The 24,499-nt window shown below is 61.5% G+C and carries 21 protein-coding genes; 15 read left to right on the top strand and 6 right to left on the bottom strand.

The window, feature by feature from the left end:
- Positions 1-275 precede the first annotated feature (275 nt).
- The 5 genes from AC20117_RS18900 (at position 276) to AC20117_RS18880 (ending at position 5,776) form a co-directional block, all read left to right on the top strand.
- Positions 276-1,313 carry a PhoH family protein gene (locus tag AC20117_RS18900; RefSeq protein WP_074702309.1) on the top strand — a complete coding sequence of 346 codons (1,038 nt, stop codon included), beginning with the start codon at positions 276-278 and terminating at the stop codon, positions 1,311-1,313.
- A gap of 3 nt (positions 1,314-1,316) precedes the next feature.
- Entirely contained in the window at positions 1,317-1,790 is a 474-nt protein-coding gene (ybeY, locus tag AC20117_RS18895) for an rRNA maturation RNase YbeY (RefSeq protein WP_074702311.1), read from the top strand.
- Between the two features lie 20 nt (positions 1,791-1,810).
- On the top strand, positions 1,811-3,130 hold the full coding sequence (locus AC20117_RS18890; protein WP_083340010.1) for a hemolysin family protein: 1,320 nt from the start codon (positions 1,811-1,813) through the stop codon (positions 3,128-3,130).
- The gene (gene era / locus AC20117_RS18885; RefSeq protein ID WP_074702315.1) at positions 3,127-4,095 is read left to right on the top strand and encodes a GTPase Era; all 969 of its coding nucleotides are present in this window, start codon (positions 3,127-3,129) and stop codon (positions 4,093-4,095) included. The genes AC20117_RS18890 and era overlap by 4 nt, the downstream gene beginning before the upstream one ends.
- Positions 4,096-4,309: 214 nt before the next feature.
- Positions 4,310-5,776 (top strand): LCP family protein, encoded by a 1,467-nt coding sequence (locus tag AC20117_RS18880; protein WP_236777373.1) that lies wholly within the window; start codon positions 4,310-4,312, stop codon positions 5,774-5,776.
- 93 nt (positions 5,777-5,869) lie between these two features.
- On the opposite strand, the gene AC20117_RS18875 is transcribed toward AC20117_RS18880, so the two are convergent.
- Positions 5,870-7,843, bottom strand: coding sequence for a M13 family metallopeptidase (locus AC20117_RS18875; protein ID WP_418202226.1), 1,974 nt, complete (start codon positions 7,841-7,843; stop codon positions 5,870-5,872).
- Positions 7,844-8,021: 178 nt separating this feature from the next.
- Between AC20117_RS18875 and leuA the strand changes: the two genes are divergently transcribed.
- The 3 genes from leuA to AC20117_RS18860 all read left to right on the top strand — a co-directional run bounded on the left by leuA (position 8,022) and on the right by AC20117_RS18860 (position 11,424).
- Positions 8,022-9,776, top strand: coding sequence for a 2-isopropylmalate synthase (leuA, locus tag AC20117_RS18870; RefSeq protein ID WP_074702321.1), 1,755 nt, complete (start codon positions 8,022-8,024; stop codon positions 9,774-9,776).
- Positions 9,777-9,871: 95 nt separating this feature from the next.
- The gene (gene recO, locus AC20117_RS18865) at positions 9,872-10,624 is read left to right on the top strand and encodes a DNA repair protein RecO (RefSeq protein ID WP_074702323.1); all 753 of its coding nucleotides are present in this window, start codon (positions 9,872-9,874) and stop codon (positions 10,622-10,624) included.
- On the top strand, positions 10,621-11,424 hold the full coding sequence (locus AC20117_RS18860; RefSeq protein ID WP_236777372.1) for an isoprenyl transferase: 804 nt from the start codon (positions 10,621-10,623) through the stop codon (positions 11,422-11,424). Before recO ends, AC20117_RS18860 begins: the two co-directional genes overlap by 4 nt.
- Here AC20117_RS18860 and AC20117_RS18855 read toward each other — a convergent pair.
- A complete protein-coding gene (locus AC20117_RS18855; protein WP_074702328.1) occupies positions 11,421-12,488 on the bottom strand; it encodes an alpha/beta hydrolase in 1,068 nt (355 codons plus the stop codon). The genes AC20117_RS18860 and AC20117_RS18855 overlap by 4 nt on opposite strands.
- Positions 12,489-12,573: 85 nt before the next feature.
- Here AC20117_RS18855 and AC20117_RS18850 point away from each other — a divergent pair, with 85 nt between their 5' ends.
- A complete protein-coding gene (locus AC20117_RS18850; RefSeq protein ID WP_074702329.1) occupies positions 12,574-13,653 on the top strand; it encodes a quinone-dependent dihydroorotate dehydrogenase in 1,080 nt (359 codons plus the stop codon).
- A gap of 70 nt (positions 13,654-13,723) precedes the next feature.
- Here the strand turns inward: AC20117_RS18850 and AC20117_RS18845 are convergent, their stop codons facing one another.
- The gene (locus AC20117_RS18845; RefSeq protein WP_074702331.1) at positions 13,724-14,317 is read right to left on the bottom strand and encodes a DUF3043 domain-containing protein; all 594 of its coding nucleotides are present in this window, start codon (positions 14,315-14,317) and stop codon (positions 13,724-13,726) included.
- Positions 14,318-14,378: 61 nt separating this feature from the next.
- On the opposite strand from AC20117_RS18845, the gene AC20117_RS18840 reads away from it, so the two are divergent.
- The 6 genes from AC20117_RS18840 to AC20117_RS18815 all read left to right on the top strand — a co-directional run bounded on the left by AC20117_RS18840 (position 14,379) and on the right by AC20117_RS18815 (position 20,532).
- Positions 14,379-15,803 carry a dipeptidase gene (locus tag AC20117_RS18840; protein WP_101632645.1) on the top strand — a complete coding sequence of 475 codons (1,425 nt, stop codon included), beginning with the start codon at positions 14,379-14,381 and terminating at the stop codon, positions 15,801-15,803.
- 156 nt (positions 15,804-15,959) lie between these two features.
- The gene (locus tag AC20117_RS18835) at positions 15,960-16,346 is read left to right on the top strand and encodes a HesB/IscA family protein (RefSeq protein WP_074702333.1); all 387 of its coding nucleotides are present in this window, start codon (positions 15,960-15,962) and stop codon (positions 16,344-16,346) included.
- A gap of 191 nt (positions 16,347-16,537) precedes the next feature.
- Complete coding sequence (gene ctaC / locus AC20117_RS18830) at positions 16,538-17,383, top strand: aa3-type cytochrome oxidase subunit II (protein ID WP_074702335.1); 846 nt, start codon at positions 16,538-16,540, stop codon at positions 17,381-17,383.
- An 18-nt stretch (positions 17,384-17,401) separates the two neighbouring features.
- The gene (gene ctaD / locus AC20117_RS18825) at positions 17,402-19,129 is read left to right on the top strand and encodes an aa3-type cytochrome oxidase subunit I (RefSeq protein WP_074702336.1); all 1,728 of its coding nucleotides are present in this window, start codon (positions 17,402-17,404) and stop codon (positions 19,127-19,129) included.
- Positions 19,130-19,132: 3 nt separating this feature from the next.
- Positions 19,133-19,534 carry a cytochrome c oxidase subunit 4 gene (locus AC20117_RS18820; protein ID WP_074702338.1) on the top strand — a complete coding sequence of 134 codons (402 nt, stop codon included), beginning with the start codon at positions 19,133-19,135 and terminating at the stop codon, positions 19,532-19,534.
- 209 nt (positions 19,535-19,743) lie between these two features.
- Positions 19,744-20,532 carry a GntR family transcriptional regulator gene (locus AC20117_RS18815; RefSeq protein WP_074702340.1) on the top strand — a complete coding sequence of 263 codons (789 nt, stop codon included), beginning with the start codon at positions 19,744-19,746 and terminating at the stop codon, positions 20,530-20,532.
- Positions 20,533-20,811: 279 nt separating this feature from the next.
- Here the strand turns inward: AC20117_RS18815 and qcrB are convergent, their stop codons facing one another.
- The 3 genes from qcrB to qcrC form a co-directional block, all read right to left on the bottom strand.
- The gene (qcrB, locus tag AC20117_RS18810) at positions 20,812-22,488 is read right to left on the bottom strand and encodes a cytochrome bc1 complex cytochrome b subunit (protein ID WP_101632644.1); all 1,677 of its coding nucleotides are present in this window, start codon (positions 22,486-22,488) and stop codon (positions 20,812-20,814) included.
- A 2-nt stretch (positions 22,489-22,490) separates the two neighbouring features.
- Entirely contained in the window at positions 22,491-23,519 is a 1,029-nt protein-coding gene (gene qcrA, locus AC20117_RS18805) for a cytochrome bc1 complex Rieske iron-sulfur subunit (RefSeq protein WP_074702343.1), read from the bottom strand.
- Positions 23,520-23,614: 95 nt separating this feature from the next.
- The gene (gene qcrC / locus AC20117_RS18800; protein WP_074702344.1) at positions 23,615-24,427 is read right to left on the bottom strand and encodes a cytochrome bc1 complex diheme cytochrome c subunit; all 813 of its coding nucleotides are present in this window, start codon (positions 24,425-24,427) and stop codon (positions 23,615-23,617) included.
- Positions 24,428-24,499 lie beyond the last annotated feature (72 nt).

The following is a 24,499-nucleotide window of genomic DNA, read 5'->3' as shown; positions in this document are numbered from 1 at the left end:
CCTCAACTCATGGCTGCGTCCCGAACGCGATTGGAAGTCTGATGGCGCACCTGTCGGTACCTGAAAAACCAGCTTGGCATACTGACCGCATCCAAACGCGCGGTTGGCCCGTCTCTCAACCGGACTGATGCACGATTGAGACAGGATCGATATCTACCGGTCATGCATGGATTTCGGGAACGACATCCGGCCGTTGCCGTAGCATTGAGATGTACAGCAATCCCACACAACAGTCCTACTAGCTAAGGGGAGATGGAAGGCCTGCCGGCCGCTTTATGTCGGAAACACGTCTGGATGTGGATCCGCTCGGATCCAGTAACCGTTCCATCCACTTTGAATCGTCGGAACATATGGTCAAGGCACTCGGAGCCCAGGATGAGGTGCTCCGGCTCATAGAATCCGAGTTCAGCGACGTGAATCTGCATGTACGCGGCAACGAACTCTCCATCTCCGGTCCGCCTGCCGCCGTCGACCGTACGGAACGCCTGCTGGAGGAGATCCGCACGCTGGCCGCGAATGACACGCGCGTTTCGCCGGAGGTCGTCGCGCAGCTGCTGCGCATGCTCAGCGAGCAATCAGTTGCCAGGCCCGCCGAAGTGCTGACGCTGAACATTCTTTCCTCGCGTGGAAGGACCATCCGCCCGAAGACGCTGAATCAGAAGAACTACGTGGACGCCATCGACAACAACACGGTTGTCTTCGGCATCGGCCCGGCCGGAACGGGCAAGACGTATCTGGCCATGGCCAAAGCGGTCCAGGCCCTGCAGCACAAGGAAGTCAACAGGATCATCCTGACGCGTCCGGCCGTTGAAGCAGGGGAGCGGCTTGGCTTCCTGCCCGGCACGCTCAGTGACAAGATCGACCCCTACCTGCGTCCGCTCTACGATGCCCTGCACGACATGATGGATCCGGATTCCATTCCACGTTTGATGGCAGCGGGCACCATTGAGGTCGCCCCTTTGGCCTACATGCGCGGACGGACCCTCAATGACGCGTTCATCATTCTGGACGAAGCGCAGAACACCACACCGGAACAGATGAAGATGTTCCTGACCCGGCTCGGCTTCGGCTCGAAAATGGTAGTAACAGGAGATGTCACGCAGATCGACCTTCCGGGCGGCACGAGCTCCGGACTCAAGATCGTCAGCGAGATCCTGCAGGGCGTGGATGACGTCAATTTCTCCATGCTGGAGGCCTCGGATGTGGTTCGGCACCGGCTGGTCAGCGACATCGTCACCGCCTACGGCCGCTGGGACGACGAGCGCCGCAAGCCCTCGACAGCCCGGCGGCGGCGGACGGAACAGGAGAGCTAGCACGTGGCAATCGAAGTCAACAACGAAACAGAGTACGACGCCGACGAAGCCGGCTTGGCCCGCCTCGGCCGCTTTGTGCTCGAAAGCCTTTATGTGCACCCGGAAGCCGAACTCTCCATCATCCTGGTCGACACGGACGCCATGGAGCGGCTCCACATTGAGTGGATGGACGAACCGGGGCCCACGGATGTGCTGTCCTTTCCCATGGACGAGCTACGGCCGGGCACGGCGGCGCAGCCCAGTCCCGCCGGGGTCCTTGGCGACATAGTCATCTGCCCACAAGTCGCGGATGAGCAGGCCAAAAAGGCCGGCCACAGTATTGGCGACGAGATGCTGCTGCTGGCCACGCATGGCCTTCTTCACCTGCTCGGCTACGACCACGCCGAGCCGGAGGAGGAGCAGGAAATGTTCTCCCTCCAACGCCAACTGCTGGCTGCGTTCCTAGGCAAGGAAGCGCCCACGGAGACCACGCGTTGATCATTGGTTCCCTGGCCGGCATGGCGCTGGCCTTCACGCTCTTCGCGGCAGTACTTACGGCCGCTGAGGCAGCGTTTACCTATCTACCGCGGCAGGAAGCCGAACAGCTTCTGGCCAACGGGCGCGTACGGACGTTGGCTATGGTGCTCCAAGCGCCGGTAGCCCACATCCACGCCCTGCGGTTCTGGCGCGTCTGGTTTGAAATGGCGGGCGCCGTAGCGGTCGCCCTGGTTTTCCACGACCTGCTGGACAACATCTGGCTGGCGGGGCTGCTCGCCACAGTGACCATGGCGGCGGTGGGATTCGTGCTGGTGGGTGTTTCGCCCCGCCAGTTTGGCCGCCTCCACGCTCCTGCCGTTGTTAAGGCAACGGCTCCCGCCATACGCTTTCTGTGCGGGATTCTCGGACCGGTACCCGGCTGGCTGGTGCGCCTGGGCAGCGCAATCGCGCCGAACGCCCCGCGGGCAGATGCCGCCTTCTTCTCGGAGGAGGAGTTCCGCGACCTTGTGGACCGTGCCAGCGAAGCGGAAATGATCGAAGACGCGGAAGCGGAACTCATCCACTCGGTCTTCGATCTCGGCGATACAAAGGTCCGCGCAGTGATGGTGCCGCGCACCGACATGCTCACTATCGATTCCGGTTCGACGCTGCAGCAGGCGATGTCCTTGTTCTTGCGTTCGGGCTATTCACGCATTCCGGTCATCGGCGAGAATGCGGATCAAGTGCGCGGTATCCTCTATTTGAAGGACGTAGCCGCCCGGCTACATTCGAGGCCCGGCTCGGCGACGTCGACCATGGTTGATGAGGCTTCCCGTGATGTGCGGTATGTGCCGGAGTCCAAGGCGGTCAGCGACCTGCTCAAGGAGCTGCAGCGTGAGTCCACCCATGTGGCCATCGTCATCGACGAATACGGGGGCACTGCCGGTCTGGTCACTTTGGAAGACTTGATTGAGGAAATCGTCGGCGAAATTGTCGACGAGTATGATTCCGAGAGTCCCGAAATCGAGCCGCAGCCGGACGGGCGATACTTGATCAGCGCACGCACCAGCATTGACGACGTCGGCGAACTCTTCGATCTGGATCTGGACGACGAGGAAGTCGACACGGTCGGCGGTTTGCTGGCCAAAACCCTGGGACGGGTCCCCATCGTCGGCAGCCAGGTGGAGATCGATGGTCTCCACCTGTATGCCGAAAGGCTTGAGGGCAGGCGGAACCGCGTCTCGCATGTCCTTGTATGGTTCCAACCGCCCACAGACCAAGAGAATTCAGCGGCTGCCGACAACGGCGCCGCTGCCGCCAGCCAGGCACCCGCAGGTGCGGAATCGGAGACAGAACGATGAGTCCAAACAAAGGCAAAGTAGTTGCCATGGCGACCGAAGGCTGGCCGGAGAACTACCGTGCCGGTTTTGTCTCGCTCGTGGGGCGGCCGAACGCCGGCAAGTCGACATTGACCAACGCATTGGTCGGACAGAAAGTGGCCATCACCTCGGCCAAGCCGCAGACAACCCGGCACACCATCCGCGGTATCGTACACCGCGAGGATGCCCAGCTGGTGCTGGTGGATACCCCGGGCCTGCACCGACCGCGGACGCTCCTGGGACAGCGTCTGAATGATCTGGTTGCCGACACGCTCTCCGAGGTAGATGCGATTGGCTTCTGCCTCCCCGCAAATGAAAAAATCGGTCCCGGGGACCGCTTCATCGCCAACCAGCTGGCCGCGCTGGCGAACAAACCGGTCATCGCGCTGGTCACCAAGACCGATCTGGTGGACCGGGCTGCGTTGGCGGAGCAGCTGCTGGCCGTCACCGCGCTGGGGGCCGAGGTCTTTCCGGATGGTTTTGCCGATGTCGTTCCCGTCTCGGCAGCCGATGGTTTTCAGGTCGGCACGGTTACCGATGTGCTGATTTCGCGCATGCCGCTGTCCCCTCCGCTGTATCCGAGCGGTGAGTTGACTGATGAGCCGGAGGCCGTCATGGTCGCCGAGCTGATCCGCGAGGCCGCTTTGGAGGGCGTGCGGGACGAGCTGCCGCACTCTTTGGCCGTGGTGGTGGAAGAGATCGTTCCGCGCGAGGGGCGCAGTGAGGACAATCCGTTGCTGGACGTCCGGGTCAATCTTTTCGTCGAACGTTCAAGCCAGAAAGCCATCATCATCGGCAAGGGCGGCGCACGGCTGCGGGATGTCGGCACCAAGGCACGGCGTGGCATCGAGGCACTGCTGGGTACTCGGGTATACCTTGATCTTCATGTGAAAATCGCCAAGGACTGGCAACGGGACCCGAAACAGCTGGTACGGCTCGGCTTCTAGCAGTCGCAGGGAACTTTCCACCACGTCTGCCCGTAAAATATGTAGAAATCTATTGACTTAATCGTAGTGAGGGGGAACATCCGTGGGTCGTCGCGGCAGTTCCAGTGATGATCCACTGTTCCAAGAAGGCGGTGCTCCGGGCCAGCCTGTGCGTGGGGGGCAAGCGCCCCAGCCACGGCGCGATACCGCCCGGCATCTGCGCTCCTCCAAGCGCATGGGTTGGCTGAAAATCGTTGCGGTGGTTCTGGCCTGCGCTTTGATCGCAGGAATCGGCGTCGTCGTTGTCAAGGTCATGGGCCTGCGCGCAAGCCTTACCGCCGAACCGCTGAACCTGGGCACCGGTGCAACCGGCCTGCCGGTGGATCTGAGCACCGACCCGGTCCAGATCCTCATTCTCGGCACCGATTCCCGCGACAATACGGGCGGCGCCTACGGCAAGGATCCCTCGTCGGACGGCAAAGGCAACTCCGATGTCATGATGCTGATGAACCTTTCCGCGGACCGGGAGCGGGTGACCGTGGTCAGCCTGCCGCGGGACTTGCTGACCGACATTCCCACCTGCGAAGATCCCCAAACCGGGCAGGTGTATCCCGCACAAGAGTTCGCCCAGCTGAACACCGCCTTGAGCTATGGCGGCCCCGGCTGCACGGTGGCGGCCGTCAATGAGCTGACCGGGATGGAAATAGACCATTTCATGATGGCGGACTTCAACGCCGTCAAGGAGCTCTCCGAAGTCATCGGCGGCGTCGAAGTTTGCGTCAATGAGCCGATCAACGACACCTATTCCAACCTGGTGCTGCCCGCCGGCGTTAGTTCCGTGCAGGGCGAGCAAGCGCTGGCGTTCCTGCGGACGCGCCACGCGTTCGGAGACGGCGGAGACCGCGGCCGCATTCGCGCACAGCAGAGCTTTCTGGCCTCGATGGCCCGTAAGATCATGTCCGAGGGCACACTTACGAACGTACCCCGGCTCTACAACATCGCCGACGCCGTGGCAAGGAACCTCACGGTCGACGAAGGCCTGACCGAAATCACCAAGCTGCTGGCCCTGGCAGACCGCCTCAAGAATGTCGACCTGGGCAAAGTCGCTTTCGTCTCGCTGCCTACGTCGCTGTATGAGCCGAATCCGAACCGCCTGGTCATGGACGAAGTAGAAGGCCAGAAGCTGTTCGAAATTCTGAGGAACGACGGCGACGTAACCGCTGGTTCCAAGCCCGAGCCTTCCGCTTCGCCCACCGAGGCGCCAGAGGAGACCGAAGAGCCGTCGGAGACGGCCGAGCCTGAACCGGAAGAGACGCTCTCGTTCGACCCATCGGTGCAGCCTGTGCAGGTCCTCAATGGATCCGGCGCCGAAGGCCGCAGCGAGGAGGTCGTTGAACAGCTGCAGTTGCTGGGATATCTGCTTAGCGCTCCGGCTGAGACCGTGGCAGGGGCCGAGAGCACCAGCCCAGCCACCCAGATCTTCTATTCAGCCGGCTTCGAGGACGTAGCGCGTGCCCTGGCGGAGGAGCTGAACGTGCCCAAGGCCAACGTCCTGTCGTCCGAGACCCGTTACGGCGTCACCGTTTCTGTCGGGAAGGACTTCACCACCGGTGAAAAACTGGATCCGACCGGGGGAGTGAGCGGCAACTTCACCGGACAGACTGCCGACCAGGTTACCTGTCAGGGCTCCGGCGGTTTCTAGATGTAGGTGCAAGCGGCTATTGCACCAACGCATATTAAATGCTGTGGGACCTGCCGGAAGGCAGGTCCCACAGCATTTAACGAGACACAGGGGTTACCAGATCCGTACCCGCTCCGATGGAGCCAGCCATAGCCCGTCGCCCTCGCTGACCGAGAAGGCGTCATGGAACTCCACCATGTTGCGCACGATCTGGTTGCAACGGAATTCGTTCGGTGAATGCGGATCGATGGTCAACCGCCGTACTGATTCTTCCGGCCTGATCTTCTGGCGCCAGCATTCAGCCCACGAATAGAAGAACCTCTGGTCACCGGAGAGACCGTCAATCTCGGGCGTCGGCTCCCCGTTAAGGCTCAGCCGGTACGCCTTGAAGGCAATGATCAGACCACCGAGATCACCGATGTTTTCGCCCAGTGTCAGTTCGCCGTTGACGGTACTGCCGGGGGCTTCTTCGGGGCTCAGGACCGAGAACTGGTCCACCAGACGGGAAGTGAGCTGCTCAAAAGCTTTCCGGTCACCGTCAGTCCACCAGTTGCGCAGCGCGCCAGTACCGTCGTACTGCGAACCCATGTCGTCGAACCCGTGGCCGATTTCGTGGCCGATGACGGCGCCGATTGCCCCGTAGTTGGCCGCCATGTCTGCATCCGCATCGAAGAACGGCGGCTGGAGGATGGCCGCCGGGAACACGATCTCGTTCATCGTCGGCATGTAGTATGCATTGACCGTCTGTGGTGTCATATGCCACTCTTCCGCGTCGATCGGGCCTTCCAGTTTGGCCAGGTTGCGGCGGACTTCGAAGGCATTCGCCTCCAGCACGTTCTGCCACACGTCCTTGCCGGCCGCGAATCCGGAGTAGTCGATCCATTTGGTCGGGTAGCCAATTTTCGTCCGGAAGGCCGCAAGCTTCTCCAGGGCGCGCTCAATCGTCTCGGCACTGAGCCAGGACAGCGAGGTGATGCTTTGCTGGTACGCCTCGATCAGATTCCCGACCAGTTCTTCCATCCGCTGCTTGTGCGCTGGTGGGAAATGCCGGTCCACGTATTCGCGGCCGATGGCTTCTCCTAGAGCGCCTTCCACAAACGCCACACCCCGCCTCCAGCGCTCCTTCAGTTCCGGAATGCCGCTCAGCGTCTTGCCGTAGAAACTGAAGTGGGTGTCTACCGCTTCCGCGTGCAGGTAGGGTGCCGCCGCGGTCAGTGCCTGCAGCCGGAACCAGGATTTCCAGACTTCCAGGGGCTCATCTTCGAGCAGGCTGCCAAGGGTCTTCACGAAATCCGGCTGGCAGACCACGACCTCGCTCACGTCCTTGCCCTCCGCGCCCAGGCCGGCAAGCCACGGCCGGATCCAAGGCAGGGATTCGGAGAGCTCGCCTACGGTGCGAGGGTTGTATGTCTTTTGCGGATCCCGGCAGGAGACCTTGTCCATGTGCCCGGCCGCCAGCTTGTGCTCAAGCGAGATCGCCTCGTCCGCTTCGCCGGCATCGAACCCGGCCAGTTGCAGCAAACGGACGGCGTAGGCGTGGTAAGCGGTACGGATGTCGGCAAAATCCGCGTCGCGGTAGTAGGCCTCGTCCGGCAGCCCCAATCCCGACTGATAGAGGTAGACGAGATAGCGGGTGGGATCACCGGCGTCGTTGTTAACGAAGAATGCCAGCGGGAAGGCGGCGCCGTTGCGGGTGAATTCCGGCAGTAGTGCCAGCAGCCCGTCCCGGTCCGAGACGGCGTCTATAGCGTCGAGTTGCGGTTGGACCGGCGCGAACTTCTTCGACTCAATGGTGTCGGTATCCATAAATCCGGAATAGAGCAGGCCGATCTTGCCGGCCGGTGACTGCGGATCAGGGCTGGCCGCGGACTCTTCCACAATCTCGCGCACGGCGGCTTCCGAGGCGTCCCGCAGGGCGGTGAACGAACCTTCCAATGGCCGGTCCGCCCGGATGACTGTCTCCGAGAGCCATTTCCCGTTAACGTGCCGGAATAGGTCGTCCTGCGGACGGACCGCGGGATCAACGTGGGTCAGGGCAATGCCGGAGTGGACCAAGGCAAACTTCCTTTCGTAACGGACCGCTGACACGGTTTCCCCTTCATCCTACGCACCGTGCTAATGTGAAATTGTGCGCGCAGATCTGCTTCTTCTTAGCTGCCGCGGCGAGGCCACGCGAACTTCTGTTTGACAGGCCGAACCCTCGCTGCGGAGTTCGTGTTGCCCGGCCAAAATCTCAAAAAGAACTCTGAAGAAAAGGCCAACGAACATGCGTAACGCACAGAAGCCCTCCGGAATGCCCATCCATAAGTACGTTCCCTTCCAGGACCAGATCACCGTTGAACTGCCGGACCGCACCTGGCCGGACAAGCTGATCACCACCGCCCCGCGTTGGTGCGCCGTGGACCTGCGCGATGGCAACCAGGCCCTGATCGACCCGATGAGCCCCGAACGCAAGCACAAGATGTTTGACCTGCTGGTGCGCATGGGTTACAAGGAAATCGAAGTAGGATTCCCCTCCGCCTCCCAGCTCGACTTCGACTTTGTCCGCCAGTTGATCGAGGGCGACCGGATCCCGGACGACGTGACCATCCAGGTGCTGACCCAGTCCCGCGAACACCTGATCGAGCGGACGTACCAGTCCCTGGAAGGCGCAGACCGCGCCATCGTCCACCTCTACAACTCCACTTCCGTCTTGCAGCGCCGCGTGGTCTTCAACCAGGACATGGACGGCATCGTCGATATTGCTTTGCAGGGCGCACGGCTGTGCCGGAAGTACGAAGAGGGCCTGAAGGGCACCGAGGTGACCTACGAGTACTCGCCGGAGTCCTACACGGGCACCGAGCTCGAGTTCGCGGCACGGATCTGCAACGCCGTCACCGATGTTTTCGAAATGTCGCCGGACCGCAATGTCATCCTGAATCTGCCGGCCACTGTCGAAATGGCCACCCCCAACGTTTACGCCGATTCCATCGAATGGATGTCCCGGAACCTGAACAACCGCGAAAACGTCATTCTTTCGCTGCACCCGCACAATGACCGGGGGACGGGCGTGGCCGCCGCCGAACTGGGTTACCTGGCCGGTGCGGATCGCATCGAAGGCTGCCTGTTCGGCAACGGAGAGCGGACCGGCAACGTGGATCTGGTGACACTCGGCCTGAACCTGTTCAGCCAGGGCATCGACCCGATGATCGACTTCTCGAATATCGACGAGATCCGCCGCACGGTGGAGTACTGCAATCAGTTGCCGGTGCCCGAACGTTCGCCCTACGGCGGCGACCTCGTCTTCACGGCGTTCTCCGGCTCCCACCAGGACGCCATCAAGAAGGGCTTCGAAGCCATGGAGAAGGATGCCGCTGCCGTCGAAAAGACGGTTGACGAGATCCCCTGGGCCGTTCCCTACCTGCCGGTTGATCCGAAGGACCTGGGCCGCAGCTACGAGGCAGTCATCCGCGTCAACTCCCAGTCGGGTAAGGGCGGAGTGGCGTACCTCCTCAAGAACGAACACAGCCTGGACCTGCCCCGGCGTGCCCAGATCGAATTCTCCGGCGTCATCCAGCGGCGCACCGATACTGTCGGCGGCGAAGTGAGCGGGGCGCAGCTGTGGGAGATCTTCAACGACGAATACCTGCCGACACCGGAGCGCGTCTGGGGCCGGTACTCGCTCGGGTCGGTCAAGACGGACACGGCCGAGGACGGCTCGACGCACCTGACGGCGACGATGGTCATCGACGGCGTGCAGCATCGCCGCAGCGGGGAAGGAAACGGCCCGATCGCGGCCCTGCTGGACATCTTCGGCCAGGACGGTGTGGACGTGCGGGTCCTGGACTACACCGAACATGCGCTCTCCGAAGGCGGCAATGCACGGGCCGCGGCCTATGTGGAATGTGCCGTGGGGGAACGCGTGCTGTGGGGCGTCGGTATCGACACGAATACTACGATGGCTTCGCTGAAGGCCGTGATCTCGGCGGTGAACCGCGCTGTGCGCGACGCCGCGGCTACTTCCCCCGCCGTCGCAAGCTGACACGCGCCAGCCGAGAATGATGCAACAGGTTCGCCGGGCCGACCCGGCTCCGCGCTGTTGTGCGGAGCCGGGTCCGCCGGTGGGACAATAGCTACGTGTCCAACAGATCCTTTGCCTCCCGCACCTATCGGGACGAAGGCGTGATCCTGCGTACGCACAAGCTCGGCGAGGCAGACCGCATCATTATCCTCCTCACCAAACGTCATGGCCAGGTCCGGGCGGTTGCCAAGGGGGTGCGCCGCACGAGCAGCAAATTCGGTGCGATGCTGGAGCCTTTCATGGTGACGGACCTGCAATTGGTGAAGGGACGGAATCTCGACATCGTGACGCAGGCCCAGATGCTGGGACCGTACGGCCGGGACATTGCCGCCGACTATCGAAAGTACACTTCGGCAGCCGTTATCTGCGAGACTGCCGAGAAATTGACCGATATCGACGGCGAGTCCACCTCCGCGCACTATGCGCTCGTCATCGGGGCGTTGTCGGCGCTCAGCCGCAACGTCCATGCACCCGAACTGATCCTGGATTCTTACTTGCTGCGGGCCCTCGCCACGGCTGGTTGGGCTCCGAGTTTTACTGACTGCGCGCGTTGCGGAGAGCCAGGACCGCACAGTGCCTTTTCGGCGCCGCTGGGCGGTGCGGTGTGCCATGGCTGCCGGCCTCCGGGTTCGGCGTCGCCCGCCCCGGCTACGATGACGTTGCTGGCCGCTTTGCTAAGCGCCGACTGGCCAGCGGCAGACAGCTCCGTTACCGGGGCCAGGAACGAGGCGGCTGGGCTGGTCGCCGCCTATTTGCAATGGCACCTGGAACGATCCCTGAAATCCCTCAAACACGTGGAGAGAGTGTGAGTCCCAAAACCCCGCGCAGGCCCGATCCGCACCCGTCGGGCGCCACGCCGCCGGCGGTCCCGGCAACATTCGTACCCGAACACGTGGCGATCGTGATGGATGGAAACGGCCGCTGGGCGAACCAACGGGGACTGCCCCGCACGGAAGGCCACCGGGCGGGTGAAGCAGCACTGCTCGACGTCTTGGCGGGCGCCATCGAGATCGGTGTGAAGTACGTCAGCGTCTATGCTTTTTCGACGGAGAACTGGAAGCGCTCCCCGGACGAAGTCCGTTTCCTGATGGGGTTCAGTAAAGACGTGCTGCGCCGCCAGCGGGACCAGCTCGACGAGTGGGGCGTCCGCATCCGCTGGTCCGGCCGGCGGCCGCGGCTCTGGCAGTCCGTCGTCAACGAACTCGAGGTGGCCGAACAGCAGACAATCGGCAACAGTACCTGCACGTTGAACATGTGTGTGAACTATGGTGGCCGCGCCGAAATCGCCGATGCAGCCAAAGCCATTGCGGCCGACGTTGCTGCCGGCCGGCTGAAGGCGTCGTCGGTCTCGGAGAAGACTATCGGGCGGTACTTGGACGAACCGGACCTGCCCGATGTGGATCTGTTCCTGCGCACTTCCGGCGAGCAGCGGTTCTCCAATTTCATGCTCTGGCAATCCGCTTACGCCGAAATGGTCTTTATGGACACCCTGTGGCCGGACGTGGACCGGAGGACGCTTTGGGAGGCTGTCGAGATTTATGCCCGCCGGGACCGCCGCTACGGTGGCGCAGTGGACGCGGCGAAGCCCGCGGGACAGACGGCGCGCTAGCTGCCCAGCACGTAGGCTTTGATCCACCGTTCAAGCCGGCGGTACGCGTCTGCCCGGACCTCGGATTTGGAGAGGAAAACGTCGTGCAGGGCCGAATCGATCCGCTCGACTGTCACGCTCGAACCGAGCTTGACGGCGCTGGCGGCCATCGTCTCGACATCAAGGACGGCATCTGCGGACTTCATTTCCTCATGCCATAAGGGGCCGTAAACGCTCCGGGCAGATGTCAGCACGAGGATGGGCACGCCAATGCTGAGGCCCTTGTCCACGGCGGCCTGTCCCTGCCAGATGGCGCTAAGCCAACCGGCCCGGACGGGAAATGCATACTGCGGACGCATCTTCGGGTCCAGATCCCATTCGCCCTCCGCCTCGCTGCTGATGCTGCGCCAGTAGAAACCGCGGGCCGGGAGCCTGATTTCGGCTTCCGGCCTGATCCGTGAAATCGGATCGATGACGGTGGCGGCAGCCCGGCGTACCAGTGAACTCCGGTGCATTTCCAGCCAGGGGCTGTTCAGTACCAGGGCATGCACGGCGCCCGGATTGCGGTCCGTCCACAACGCTGCCACCAGGCCGCCGGTGGAATGGCCCATCAGGATGGTCTTCACCACGCCAGGCTCCCGGTCCAGCCGGGACGCGGTGTCCTCCCGCACCGCATCCATGGCGGCTGCTATTTCGTCGTCGTAGTCGGCAAGGTCGCTGGCATAGCCGGCCAGGTCGCCCGCGCCGATGGTCCTGGCGCCGGGATCCGCATCTTCGGGGGCGGGAGCGCCGTCGTCGTTCTCCTCCTGCTCAGCGGTGCGCAGATTGCGCCCGTGGTTGTGGACGTCCAGCGCGTAGAAGGAAATGCCTTGCCGGTGCCAGAAAGCGGCGAGTTCGGCATTGAAGAAGTAGTCGCTCCAACCGTGCAGGTAAAGCACGGCCTGCGGACCGGGCTGTATGCCCGATGCCTCGGGCAAGTGCCGGACAAGCGTTGCGCGCCGGCTGCCGCCGTCAGCGGCCGGCACCTCCAAAGTCGCCGATTCAAAACCCGCGCCGAGAATGTCCTCGGTCCAGACCGTTGGCATGCGGCTCCTTCCACTTCTTGCACTCATGCTAAGCCTTTCACCCGGCTGGTTTGGTTGCCGGGGCAATTACCGTAAAACTAGGATCATGCGCCTGTACCCCCTGTTCTTTCGTGCCGCCTTTTCCTGGATGGATCCCGAGCGTGCCCACACCATCGGCTTCCGGCTGATCCGTCTGGCCCACAAGGCCGGTGGCGGCTCCCTGCTGCGGCGCCTGACCGCGCCCGATGCTTCGCTGCGGACCCAGGCGTTGGGCCTGTCGTTCCCGTCGCCCTTCGGCCTGGCCGCGGGCTTTGATAAGGAAGGCCACGGCATCGAAGCGCTGTTCGACCTGGGCTTCGGCTGCGTTGAAGTCGGCACCATCACAGGCTCGGCCCAGCCGGGCAACCCTCGCCCGAGGCTCTTCCGGCTGGTTGAGGACCGGGCCGTGATCAACCGCATGGGCTTCAACAACGACGGCGCAGCGGCAGTTGGACCGCGCATTTCCGCGGCACAGCGGTCGCTGCAGCACCGCCTGGGCGCCAGCCGTCCTGTGATCGGCGTCAATATCGGCAAAACCAAGACGGTGGAACTCGATGACGCGGTGGAGGATTATCTGAAGAGCACCCGTCTGCTCGCGCCCAACGCCGATTATCTGGTGGTCAACGTCAGTTCGCCCAACACCCCGGGGCTGCGGCTGCTGCAGAGCGTTGATACTTTGCGGCCGCTGCTGAAGGCGGTAGGGGAGACCGCTGATTCCGTGGCACGCAGGCATGTGCCGCTGCTGGTCAAGATCGCTCCCGATCTTAGCGACGAAGACATCGATGACGTGGCGCGCCTGGCTCTCGAGCTGAAACTGGACGGCATTATTGCCACCAATACCACGATTTCGCGCGAGGGCTTGAAATCCGACGCCGACAAGGTCGCCTCCTGTGGCGCCGGCGGCCTTTCCGGCGCTCCGCTCAAGCAGCGTTCCCTGGAAGTGCTGCGACGGCTGCGTACGGCCGTCGGGGATTCGCTGACGCTAGTAGCCGTCGGCGGAGTCGAAACGGCAGAAGATGTGCAGGAGCGGCTGGACGCCGGCGCCAGCCTGGTCCAGGGCTACACCGCGTTTCTTTATGAAGGTCCGTTCTGGGCCGCCCGCATCAACCGCGACCTGGCACGCAGCCGTAAGGCGGCCGCTGTCTGACTTTGGAGCGGTTAAACCATCGGGGGCCGGATCGTCATGATCCGGCCCCCGATGGTTTAACTGGGGTTGCTTAGGAGGGGTACTGGCCGCGCTTGACCTGCGGCTTGGGCAGACGCATCCGGCGCAACTGCAGTCCGCGCATCACGCCGTACCAAACGGCGCCGCGTTCCGACTCTCCGAACTTAGCGACCAACCGCTTCTTGAGCTGGCGTCCCAGGATGAAGGCATCAATCGCCACGCAGGCAAGCAGAATCCAGAAACCGACCAGAATGATCGCCTGGACGTTCAGGTCGCGGATGAAGCTGAGCACAACAAAGATCAGTGCGAACACGATCAGGAACTCGCCGAGGACCCAACGGGCGTCAACAAAGTCGCGGACGAAGCGCTTCTGCGGCCCCTTGTCGCGGAACGGCAGATGGCGCTCGTCCCCGGTGTCCATGGCCTGGCGCATGCGGATCCGCTCTTCGCGCTGCGCATCCCGGCTGGCGGCCCGTGCCGCCTTACGGTCGTTCGGAACGAGCGGACGCTTGCGCGCGGCTTCCTGAGCCTTCCGTTTGGGCGTCGGCGCGCCTTTGCCCGTCATCTGGTCCCGTTCAGGGACGGCCTGGGCCTGCTGGTCTACGGTTTCCTGGGGCGAGGGAGCCTCTTTTTTTCGTCCAAACACCCCTACAGAATACCTTGCAGTCCTTGCCGCCCGTGCCGGGGCCGAGGGTAGGGTGGCCGGTATGACAAGTCCTTCTGATTCCGGCCATCATCCGGCGGCAACACGCGCCCAGCCAGTCGACGTAGACACCCTCGCACAGGCAGTCGACGCCAGGATGGGCCAGACCATTACGTCCTTGAAAGAACTCGTCGCCATACCTGGCATCGCCTGGGAGGCATTCGACCCGGCAGAACTGGCAACCAGCGCCGAAACCGTTGCCGAACTGATACGCGGTCTGGGCTTGAGTGACGTGCAGATCCTGAGCGTTTCCAACGGGGAGACCGAAGGCGGTCCCGCTGTCGTGGCGCGGCGGCCGGCGGCACCCGGCAAGCCCACCGTCCTCTTGTATGCGCACCATGATGTCCAGCCCCCGGGTGACGTGGCGCTTTGGAAAACTGAGCCCTTCGCCGCAACCGAAAAGGACGGGCGGCTCTTCGGCAGAGGAGCGGCCGATGATAAGGCCGGCATCATGGCTCATGTCGCATCTTTGGAGGCGCTGCTGGCGACAATGGGGGAGGACTTCGGCGTCGGAGTGACGTTCTTTATCGAAGGGGAAGAAGAAGCAGGTTCCCCGACATTCCGCACGTTCCTGGAAACACACCAGGAGTTGCTCCGCGCGGACATCATCATTGTCGCCGACTCAGCCAACTGGAAGGTAGGCGTACCTGCCCTCACCACAAGCCTGCGCGGGCTGGTTGACGGGGTCATTGAACTGCGGGCACTGGAACACGCCGTGCACTCGGGCATGTTCGGCGGACCCTTGCTGGATGCGCCCACGCTCATGGCCCGGCTCATTTCCACGTTCCACGACGACGCCGGTGAAGTGGCCATCGAAGGACTTGTCTCCGCGGGGCCCGCGACCGTGGACTATCCAGAGGAAGATTTCCGTCGGGACAGTTCGGTACTGGAGTCAGTGCAGCTTGCTGGGAAAGGAAGCATCGCAGATCGGCTCTGGAACAAGCCGGCGCTGTCGGTCATTGGCATGGACGTGCCGAGCGTGGCATTGAGCTCCAACACTCTCTTGCCCTCTGCACGCGCAAAAATCAGTGTGCGGCTGGCGCCTGGCCAGGATCCTGATGCAGCCATGGAAGCCATTGCCACCCATATCGGCAACCATGCTCCCTTCGGGGCTGAAGTGTCCTTTGTACCCGGCGAACGAGGCAACGCATTCGCCACCGATACAAACGCCTCGGCTGCCCAAGCCGCGCTCTGGGCACTTGGAACAGCGTGGAATACACAGCCCGTCGAGGCGGGCATGGGAGGGTCAATACCATTCATCGCTGATCTGACCGAGCTGTTTCCGCAGGCGCAGATCCTGATTACGGGCGTCGAAGATCCCGATTCACGCGCCCATTCCGCGAACGAATCGCTCCATCTGGGTGATTTCCGCAATGCGGTGCTGGCCGAGGCGCTACTGCTGGCACGCCTAAACGTTGCTGGCCAATGAATCAGTTCGGATCGCTTCGCGGAAGCCGACATCACGGCCGCAGATTGGCCGGTTGTCCGAAATAACTGCCCGGGTCGTAACATAGAAGGGGAGCCAGAGCACCGCTGAGTGATAGCAGCAGGTCACCTGCTGGCCAGTCAAAGATAAGGAATAGCAATGAGTGAAACCACCAGCACTGCAACCGACACCACAACCCAGACCGAGGCTGAACTGCCTACGCACGAGGTTGCCCTAAGCGACGTTGCAGCCGGCAAGGTCCGCAGTCTGCTCGAACAGGAGGGCCGCACAGATCTTCGTCTGCGCGTTGCCGTACAGCCCGGCGGATGTTCGGGGCTCATTTACCAGCTCTACTTCGACGAGCGCATGCTGGACGGGGACGCAGTGCGCGACTTCGACGGCGTGGAGGTCATCGTGGACAAGATGAGTGTTCCTTACCTCAGCGGTGCTTCGATCGACTTCGAGGACACCATTTCCAAGCAGGGCTTTACCATCGATAACCCGAATGCTGGTGGGTCCTGTGCCTGTGGAGACTCGTTCCACTAGAACGGGCCCTGTAGGCAGCCTGGGGGCAGGTATCCGACGCCGACGCACGGAGGCAATCTGTCACATCCACGTCATCGGTGAGGGTAAGCTCTACAGTGAGTAGTAAAACTGAATATGCGTGCGCGGTCTCAGCGCGGAAATCTCCGTGCCGCGTGCGCATCACTTGCACGAAACAAGAGGAAGGGCCGTCTGTGAGTTCGCACGACCGAACCGGCAGTCGGCGCGCCAGGATCACCAAGGCTACGGGCCTTGGCGTAGTAGGCGCGCTGTTGTTGACGGGATGTTCAGAAGAAGTCCGATTGGGATGGTTGCCCACTGAACGGGGTACAACCAACCACACCGATCGGGTCATCGATTTGTGGGTGAACTCCTGGATTGCCGCACTGGCCATCGGCGTCATCACTTGGGGCCTGCTTATCTGGTGCATCGTGGCGTACCGCCGCCGGAAGAACGAGACGGGCTATCCGCGCCAGATCAGCTACAACCTGCCGTTGGAAATCTTCTATACGGCTGTACCGTTGGTCATGGTTATGGTGCTGTTCTACTTCACCGAAAAGGACATGAGCGCCATCACGGCCCGGGACGACAACCCGGACCAGATCATTGATATCCGCGGTAAGCAGTGGTCCTGGGACTTTAACTACGTCACGGAAGACAAGTACCTCGCAGGCGTTCAGGCACACCTGACTGGCGAAACGGGTATCCCGGAGACTCTGCCCACTCTTTACCTGCCGGTGAACCAGAGCGTAGAGCTGCAGCTCAACTCCCGCGACGTCATCCACTCCTTCTGGGTACCTGCGTTCCTGCAGAAGGTGGACATGATCCCGGGCAAGACCAACTACATAACGTTGACTCCTCAGCGTGAAGGCGTCTTTGATGGAAAGTGCGCCGAGCTTTGCGGCGAATACCATTCGGAAATGCTGTTCCGTGTGGAGGTCGTCTCCGAGGCCGAATTCGAGCAGCGCATGAGCGAGCTTGAAGACGGTCAGATCGGTGAGGAATATGACCGTAACCCGTACGCCGAATCGGCTGAGTAAGGAAGGCAGGGAAAACTAGTGTCTACTTACGAGTACACCGCCGATGAAACCGGCACGACAGTAGCGCCGCGCGTCGTTCCCCGCTCCAAGGGACGCATCGTCGTCAACTGGATCACTTCGACGGACCACAAGACCATCGGGTACATGTACCTGATTGCGTCGTTCATTTTCTTCTGCCTCGGCGGCGTGATGGCGCTGGTCATCCGTGCGGAGCTGTTTGAACCCGGTATGCAGATCCTGCAAACCAAGGAGCAGTACAACCAGCTGTTCACCATGCACGGCACGGTCATGCTGCTGATGTTCGCAACGCCGCTGTTCGCCGGCTTTGCCAACGTGATCATGCCGCTTCAGATTGGTGCACCGGATGTTGCCTTCCCGCGGTTGAATGCCCTGGCCTTCTGGTTCTTCCTTTTCGGCAGCACCATCGCAGTTGCTGGTTTCATTACCCCGCAGGGTGCGGCGTCCTTCGGCTGGTTTGCCTACGCGCCGCTGTCCAGCACAACGTTCTCGCCCGGTGTGGGCGGAGACCTCTGGGTCTTCGGCTTGGCTTTGTCCGGTTTCGGCACCATTCTCGGCTCGGTCAACTTCATTACCACCATCGTCTGCATGCGTGCCCCGGGCATGACCATGTGGCGTATGCCGATCTTCACCTGGAACACGCTTGTCACCGCGATCCTCGTGATGATGGCGTTCCCCCCGCTGGCTGCCGCGTTGTTTGCGTTGGGAGCGGACCGACGATTTGGGGCCCACATCTTCAACCCGGAGAACGGCGGCGCCATTCTGTGGCAGCACCTTTTCTGGTTCTTCGGACACCCAGAGGTCTACATCATCGCCCTGCCGTTCTTCGGCATCGTCTCCGAGATCTTCCCGGTGTTCAGCCGCAAACCAATCTTCGGTTACAAGGGCTTGGTGTACGCGACAATTGCCATTGCTGCCTTGTCTGTTACCGTCTGGGCGCACCACATGTACGTTACCGGCTCGGTCATGCTGCCGTTCTTCGCCTTCATGACCATGCTGATCGCAGTGCCTACCGGCGTGAAATTCTTCAACTGGATCGGCACCATGTGGCGTGGATCGATCACGTTCGAGACACCAATGCTTTGGAGCATTGGCTTCCTGGTCACCTTCCTCTTCGGCGGCCTGACCGGTATCATTCTGGCGTCACCGCCGCTGGACTTCCATGTGTCGGACACTTACTTCGTAGTCGCGCACTTCCACTATGTAGTCTTCGGAACCGTGGTCTTCGCGATGTTCGCCGGTTTCTACTTCTGGTGGCCGAAGTGGACAGGCAAGATGCTCAACGAACGCCTCGGCAAGATCCACTTCTGGCTCCTGTTCCTTGGCTTCCACGGCACCTTCCTGATCCAGCACTGGCTCGGAGTCATCGGAATGCCTCGTCGGTATGCGGACTACCTTCCTGAAGACAACTTCACCGCGATGAACCAGTTCTCCACTATCTCCTCGTTCGTGCTCGGCGCGTCCCTGATTCCGTTCTTCTGGAACGTGTACATCACTTGGCGGAATGGCAAGAAGGTCGAGGTCGACGATCCTTGGGGTTTCGGTGCGTCATTGGAATGGGCGACTTCCTGCCCGCCGCCGCGCCACAACTTCACCTCCTTGCCTCGGATCCGTTCCGAGCGGCCTGCCCTGGACCTGCACCATCCGGAGCTCGCTCCCAAACACACGCCGAAGCAGCCCGCTCCGGCCGCCCAGGTCTTCGGACCGGCCGACCGAGAGGATGCATAGCGCATGAAGGTTGAATCCTGGCTCTTTATCGGACTCGCTCCGTTCTTTGCGATCGTCGCCGTAGTCTACGGTTTCATGGTCGATTGGCAGGAACACGTCGGCTATCTGGCCCTGCTTCTGACGGCTGGTCTTTCAGTGATGATCGGCGGGTACCTGTGGTTCACCGGCCGTCGTGTTGGTGCCCGTCCCGAGGACCGGGTGGATGCAGAAATCCACGAAGGTTCCGGCGAGCAGGGGCACTTCAGCCCCTGGAGCTGGTGGCCGCTGGTGTTGAGCCTCGCGGCTGCAACCGGCTTCCTCGGTCTGGCCGTGGGCTTCTGGATCACCTACATCGGTGTCGGCCTGTTGGTCGTCGCACTGATCGGTTGGGTTTATGAATACAGCCGCGGAGATCACGCACACTAAGTGAATACTGCCCAAAGGGCCCGGAGCATGATGCTCCGGGCCCTTTGGGCTTAACGGCGCCGTACACAGACTGGACTGCCCTCCCATCCCACTCGGCGCGAATGAATCGCCACGGGGGTTCCGGGCGTGTGGCCGCAACAACATCGAGCCCAGTGGTCTAGACCGGACTAGAATAGTGTCGTTGCATCAGTTCGGAGCAGGGGAGTGTTTTGGTATCAAAAGCAGCAGCGGCGATTCCCGGAGAGATCGACGATGCGTCCAGAACCTCCAAGCACGCTCAATTGCGTGAGATACTCCGGCGTCATGCGAAGGAGAATTGCGAGCCAGGGGGACCGTTTCCCTCTGAAAGGGAACTCACTGAACGTTTCGGTGTGGCACGTATGACGGTGCGACAAGCCATTGACTCGCTGGTCGCCGAGCAGGTGCTGGAACGCATCGTGGGACTTGGGACATTCGTAAGCCAACCCAAACTGGATCTGCAGGTGAAGCTGACTTCCTACAGCGAAGAGATGCAGCGCCGTGGCATGGTCCCGGACGCCCGGGTCTTGAGCTTTGAGCAGATCGGCGCAGCCCCGCTGGTTGCGCGTGAGCTTCAGATTGAGGAAGGGCAGCCTGTGGTGCGTTTCCGCCGGCTGATGCTGGCCGATGGCGATCCAATGAGCGTGGATGAGAACTTCATTCCTGCCAGCCGGGTCCCTGGCATACTGGATGATCCGCCTCCCACCTCCCTCTACAACGTTCTCAGTGAACGCTATGGGTTGGTGATGGAATGGGGCGAAGACACCATCGAAGCCACAGCAGCGCAACCATCTATCGCCAGACTGCTGAACGTCGACATCGGCGCCCCGTTGCTCAAGATTCAACGCCACGCCTATGTATCGAGAACCATGGCAGACTTTTCAATCTCGTATTACCGGGCCGACCGCTACAAGCTGTGGGTGCCCCTCCAGCGGCCTGGCGGGCGGTCGCCGCGTTCCTACAACGTTAAGCGGTTCTAGAGGCCCCCAGCCGGCTGGAAAGGCCTGTAGAGAACACTCCTGCCTGCGCGCTCGTAAGCCAGGGACTCGAGCCGCAGTGGTAGCTGCTGAGGGGCAAGGACGGTTCGGTGATCCTCCTATATAGCCAGGCCAGCGATACTGCGAATGAGACCAGAATTCCGGCCGCCCTCTTGCTCACCATGCCCGACCATATTGGCAGTTACTTATTCCTGACTATTCAGTAAAGCGGAGGGCGGCTCCGGACCAGTGGTCCGGAGCCGCCCTCCATGTTTGTTGAGATCAGTGGCTGGAGATTTCAGCCTTGCTCTCTGCGGTTTCGATTTCTTCGTGGCTGCCATGGCTGTGGGCGGCTGCGAGCTCGGCCGGTGTAACGGGAGCGACACGGTCCTCGAAGAAGAAGCGGGACAGGCGCCCACGTAGGTTCTCGGTGCCGGAGATCTTTCCGTTGGCGTCCGGCTCGGCTGGCTGAACCTCCGGGGACTCGAAGCTGACCAAGCGGTGCAGCTTGTAGTCGTTCAGCGGCGCATGGACCTCGATGAACTCGCCATGCGGGAGACGGACAATACGTCCGGTCTCGCGGCCGTGGAGAACGATCTCACGGTCCTTGCGCTGCAGCGCGAGGCAGATTCTCCGGGTCACGATGAACCCGATGATCGGTCCGATGAAGAACAGCGCGCGGAGCCAGTAGGTGACATCGTTCAGCGACACGAGGAAGTGAGTAGCGATGAGGTCGGAGCTGGCTGCTGCCCACATGACGCAGTACCAGATCACCCCGGCCACACCGGTTGCTGTACGGAAGGGAGCGTTGCGTGGACGGTCCAGGATGTGGTGTTCGCGGTCGTCCTTGGTTACCCAGCGTTCGATCCACGGCCACCCAAACATCAGGCCGAACAGAATGCCCGCCGGAACGAGGGCCGGGAGCAATACGTTCAGCGACAGCGTGAAACCGCCGAAGATCACGTATTCAAACGGGAAGCCCCAGAGGACACCTGGCATGAGTCGAAGCGCACCGTCCACGAAACCGATGTACCAGTCCGGCTGGGTACCGGCGGAAACAGGGGAGGGGTCGTAGGGGCCGTAATCCCAGATCGGAAGGATCTGGAAGTTGGCCGCGATGACCGCGACCACACCGAAGACGATGAAGAAGAATCCGCCTGCCTTTGCCGCGTAGACCGGTCCAACAGGAAAACCGACGACATTGGTTTCCGTACGGCCCGGGCCGGGGTACTGCGTGTGCTTGTGGGTAACAACCATAAACAGGTGAATGACGATCATCAGAAGGATCAGCGCGGGCACCACGAGAATGTGCATCACGTAGAGACGTCCCACGATTGCCGTGCCCGGGAACTCGCCCCCGAAGATCAACATGGATAGGTAAGTGCCGATGAGCGGAATCGCCTTGATAACACCATCGATGATGCGCAGTCCGTTACCAGAGAGAAGGTCATCCGGCAGTGAGTAACCGGTGAAGCCTGCTGCCAGAGCCAGGATCAGGAGGACACAGCCGACGAGCCAGTTGAGCTCACGCGGACGACGGAAGGCGCCGGTAAAGAATACGCGAAGCATGTGCACCGAGACCGACGCTACAAAGAGCAGCGCAGACCAATGGTGCAGCTGGCGCATAAAGAGCCCACCGCGGATATCGAAAGAGATATCCAAGGTTGAGGCGTATGCGACAGACATTTCTACACCCTTAAGCGGGACATAGGATCCGTCATAGTGCGTTTCTGCCATCGACGGATCGAAGAACAGCGTTAGGAACGTTCCCGACAGCAGCAGGATCACGAAGGTGTATAGGGCCACTTCGCCGAACATGAACGACCAGTGGTCCGGGAAGATCTTGCGACCGAATTCCTTGACGATGGACGAACCGCCAACTCGAGTGTCTACGAAGTTGGTGACACGTCCGAGACTGGTTTTCGGCTGATAGGTATCGGATGAAGTCGAAGCACTCATGATTAGCCACGCTCCCAGAAGCTAGGTCCGACGGGTTCGTGGAAGTCGCTGGTTGCAACCAGGTATCCCTCGTCGTCAACGCTGATAGGCAGCTGCGGCAAGGCATGTGTGGCCGGACCGAAAATGACTTTGCATTCCTGGGTCAGGTCGAACGTCGACTGGTGGCATGGGCAGAGCAGATGATGCGTCTGCTGCTCATAAAGAGCGACCGGGCATCCCACGTGGGTGCAAATCTTGGAGTAGGCAACAATGCCGTTGTAGTTCCAGTCTTCGCGGCCGGGGGATACATGGAGATCCTCCGGATTGAGACGCATAAGCAGGACGACGGCCTTGGCCTTTTCTTCCAGCTTGTGCTCAGCTTCGTTCAGGCCTTCCGGAATTACATGGAAAGCCGATCCGATCGTGACGTCTGAGGCCTTGATCGGTGTGCCGCTCGGGTCGCGGGTCAGACGGACTCCTGCGTCCCACATTGTGTGCCTCAGCACGTCGGGATTCAGGTCCTCTGAGAGGTCGCGCAGGATCCCGATCGCCGGCAGCGGCGCTAGAATCATGGCGCCGAGGAGCGTGTTACGGATCAGCGGGCGGCGCTTGATGCCCGTTTCCTCGATGATCTCCGTAACCATCGTTTCCGCAATGACGCGGTCTTCTTCGGTGCGGACCGCGTGACGTTCTTCTGCGATCTCGTGATCGGGCATCAGGGTCTTTGCCCAGTGGACAATACCTACGCCAATTCCGAGCATGGCAAAGGCAGTGCCCATACCGAGCAAAAAGTTCTGCAGTCGCAGCGTTGCAATGGTCTCATCCAAACGGATGGCAAAGTATCCCACGAAGAAAAGCAGGGTACCGATGATGGAGATTACGAACAGAATCGCAACCTGTTTCTCGGCTCGCTTTTCGGCCCGGGGATCCTTGTCGGCAAGGCGCGGGCGATGTGGCGGAAGTCCAGGATCCTGGAACTTCTCCACTTCGCTCTGACCAGCCGTAGCAACGGTGCCCGAGGATTTCGGACTGCCGTGACTATGGTCGCCCATGATCCCTCTCATCCTTCTCTTGATATGTCTCTAAAGATTTTCAGTGCGTGTGTTGTCAGTAATTTCCCGGCGGCCCTTCGGCCGCCGGGAGGAGATCAGGATGACCGCTGGGTCAGCCAGATCGTGAAGGCGATGATGACTCCAAGGCCCGCTGTCCAGATCAGGAGGCCTTCGGAAACGGGGCCGAGCGATCCAAGGGAATTACCACCGGGTGATCCCTGTTCTTCAATGGTCTTCAGGAAGGCGACGATGTCTTGCTTGCCTTCGGGGGAGATGTTGGCATCGCTGAAGACGGGCATGTTCTGCGGGCCGGTAACCATGGCTTCGTAGATGTGCTTCTCGCTCACGCCGGCGAGTGCCGGTGCGAACTTACCGCGGGTGAGGGCACCGCCGGCGGCTGCAGCGTTATGGCACATGGCGCAGTTGACGCGGAACAGTTCGCCGCCGGCAGCGGGATCACCTTCGCTGGCATCGAGGTACTGTTCCTCGGGAATGGCCGGACCGGCCCCCAGCGAAGCAACGTAAGCGGCCAGCTGCATGGTCTGCTCGTCATTGAACTGCTTGGGCTTCTGCTGTGCCTGAGGTCCGGTCATCTGCATCGGCATACGCCCCGTGCCGACCTGGAAGTCGACGGCCGCTGCGCCGACACCGATCAGAGAAGGACCTGCCTGATTTCCGTGGGCACCTTCCGGAGCGCCAACTGCACCCAACCCGTGACAAGTGGCGCAGTTTGAAACGAAGAGCTTTTCGCCCTCTTCGATGTCCTGTGCCGAGTATGTGGTGGTTGTCGCCTGGGCCTCGTTGACCGTACCGGCTACGGCGTAAAGACCGCCGGTAACCAGCAGACCCATAAGCAACAGGGCAATGGCCGCCAGCGGATGTCGCCGCTTTTGCGAAAGTGCCTTCACTTCTTGGTTCCTAACTCTGTGGTGCGTGTGCGTCGAATGCAGCTTCTTGAAATTCTGTCCTTCGTAGAAGAA

The sequence above is a fragment of the Arthrobacter crystallopoietes genome (assembly GCF_002849715.1).
GTDB lineage: Bacteria > Actinomycetota > Actinomycetes > Actinomycetales > Micrococcaceae > Crystallibacter > Crystallibacter crystallopoietes.
This window is presented reverse-complemented; position numbering and strand designations above follow the sequence as displayed.

What these genes read in the sequence shown, in the direction of transcription:
- AC20117_RS18840 (WP_101632645.1), top strand. Translation starts at nt 14,379, where the DNA reads ATGACAAGTCCTTCTGATTCCGGCCATCATCCGGCGGCAACACGCGCC.
- AC20117_RS18855 (WP_074702328.1), bottom strand. Translation starts at nt 12,488, where the DNA reads ATGCCAACGGTCTGGACCGAGGACATTCTCGGCGCGGGTTTTGAATCG.
- AC20117_RS18890 (WP_083340010.1), top strand. Translation starts at nt 1,811, where the DNA reads ATGGCGCTGGCCTTCACGCTCTTCGCGGCAGTACTTACGGCCGCTGAG.
- AC20117_RS18900 (WP_074702309.1), top strand. Translation starts at nt 276, where the DNA reads ATGTCGGAAACACGTCTGGATGTGGATCCGCTCGGATCCAGTAACCGT.
- era (WP_074702315.1), top strand. Translation starts at nt 3,127, where the DNA reads ATGAGTCCAAACAAAGGCAAAGTAGTTGCCATGGCGACCGAAGGCTGG.
- AC20117_RS18850 (WP_074702329.1), top strand. Translation starts at nt 12,574, where the DNA reads ATGCGCCTGTACCCCCTGTTCTTTCGTGCCGCCTTTTCCTGGATGGAT.
- qcrA (WP_074702343.1), bottom strand. Translation starts at nt 23,519, where the DNA reads ATGGGCGACCATAGTCACGGCAGTCCGAAATCCTCGGGCACCGTTGCT.
- qcrB (WP_101632644.1), bottom strand. Translation starts at nt 22,488, where the DNA reads ATGAGTGCTTCGACTTCATCCGATACCTATCAGCCGAAAACCAGTCTC.
- AC20117_RS18820 (WP_074702338.1), top strand. Translation starts at nt 19,133, where the DNA reads ATGAAGGTTGAATCCTGGCTCTTTATCGGACTCGCTCCGTTCTTTGCG.
- AC20117_RS18835 (WP_074702333.1), top strand. Translation starts at nt 15,960, where the DNA reads ATGAGTGAAACCACCAGCACTGCAACCGACACCACAACCCAGACCGAG.
- leuA (WP_074702321.1), top strand. Translation starts at nt 8,022, where the DNA reads ATGCGTAACGCACAGAAGCCCTCCGGAATGCCCATCCATAAGTACGTT.
- AC20117_RS18880 (WP_236777373.1), top strand. Translation starts at nt 4,310, where the DNA reads ATGGGTTGGCTGAAAATCGTTGCGGTGGTTCTGGCCTGCGCTTTGATC.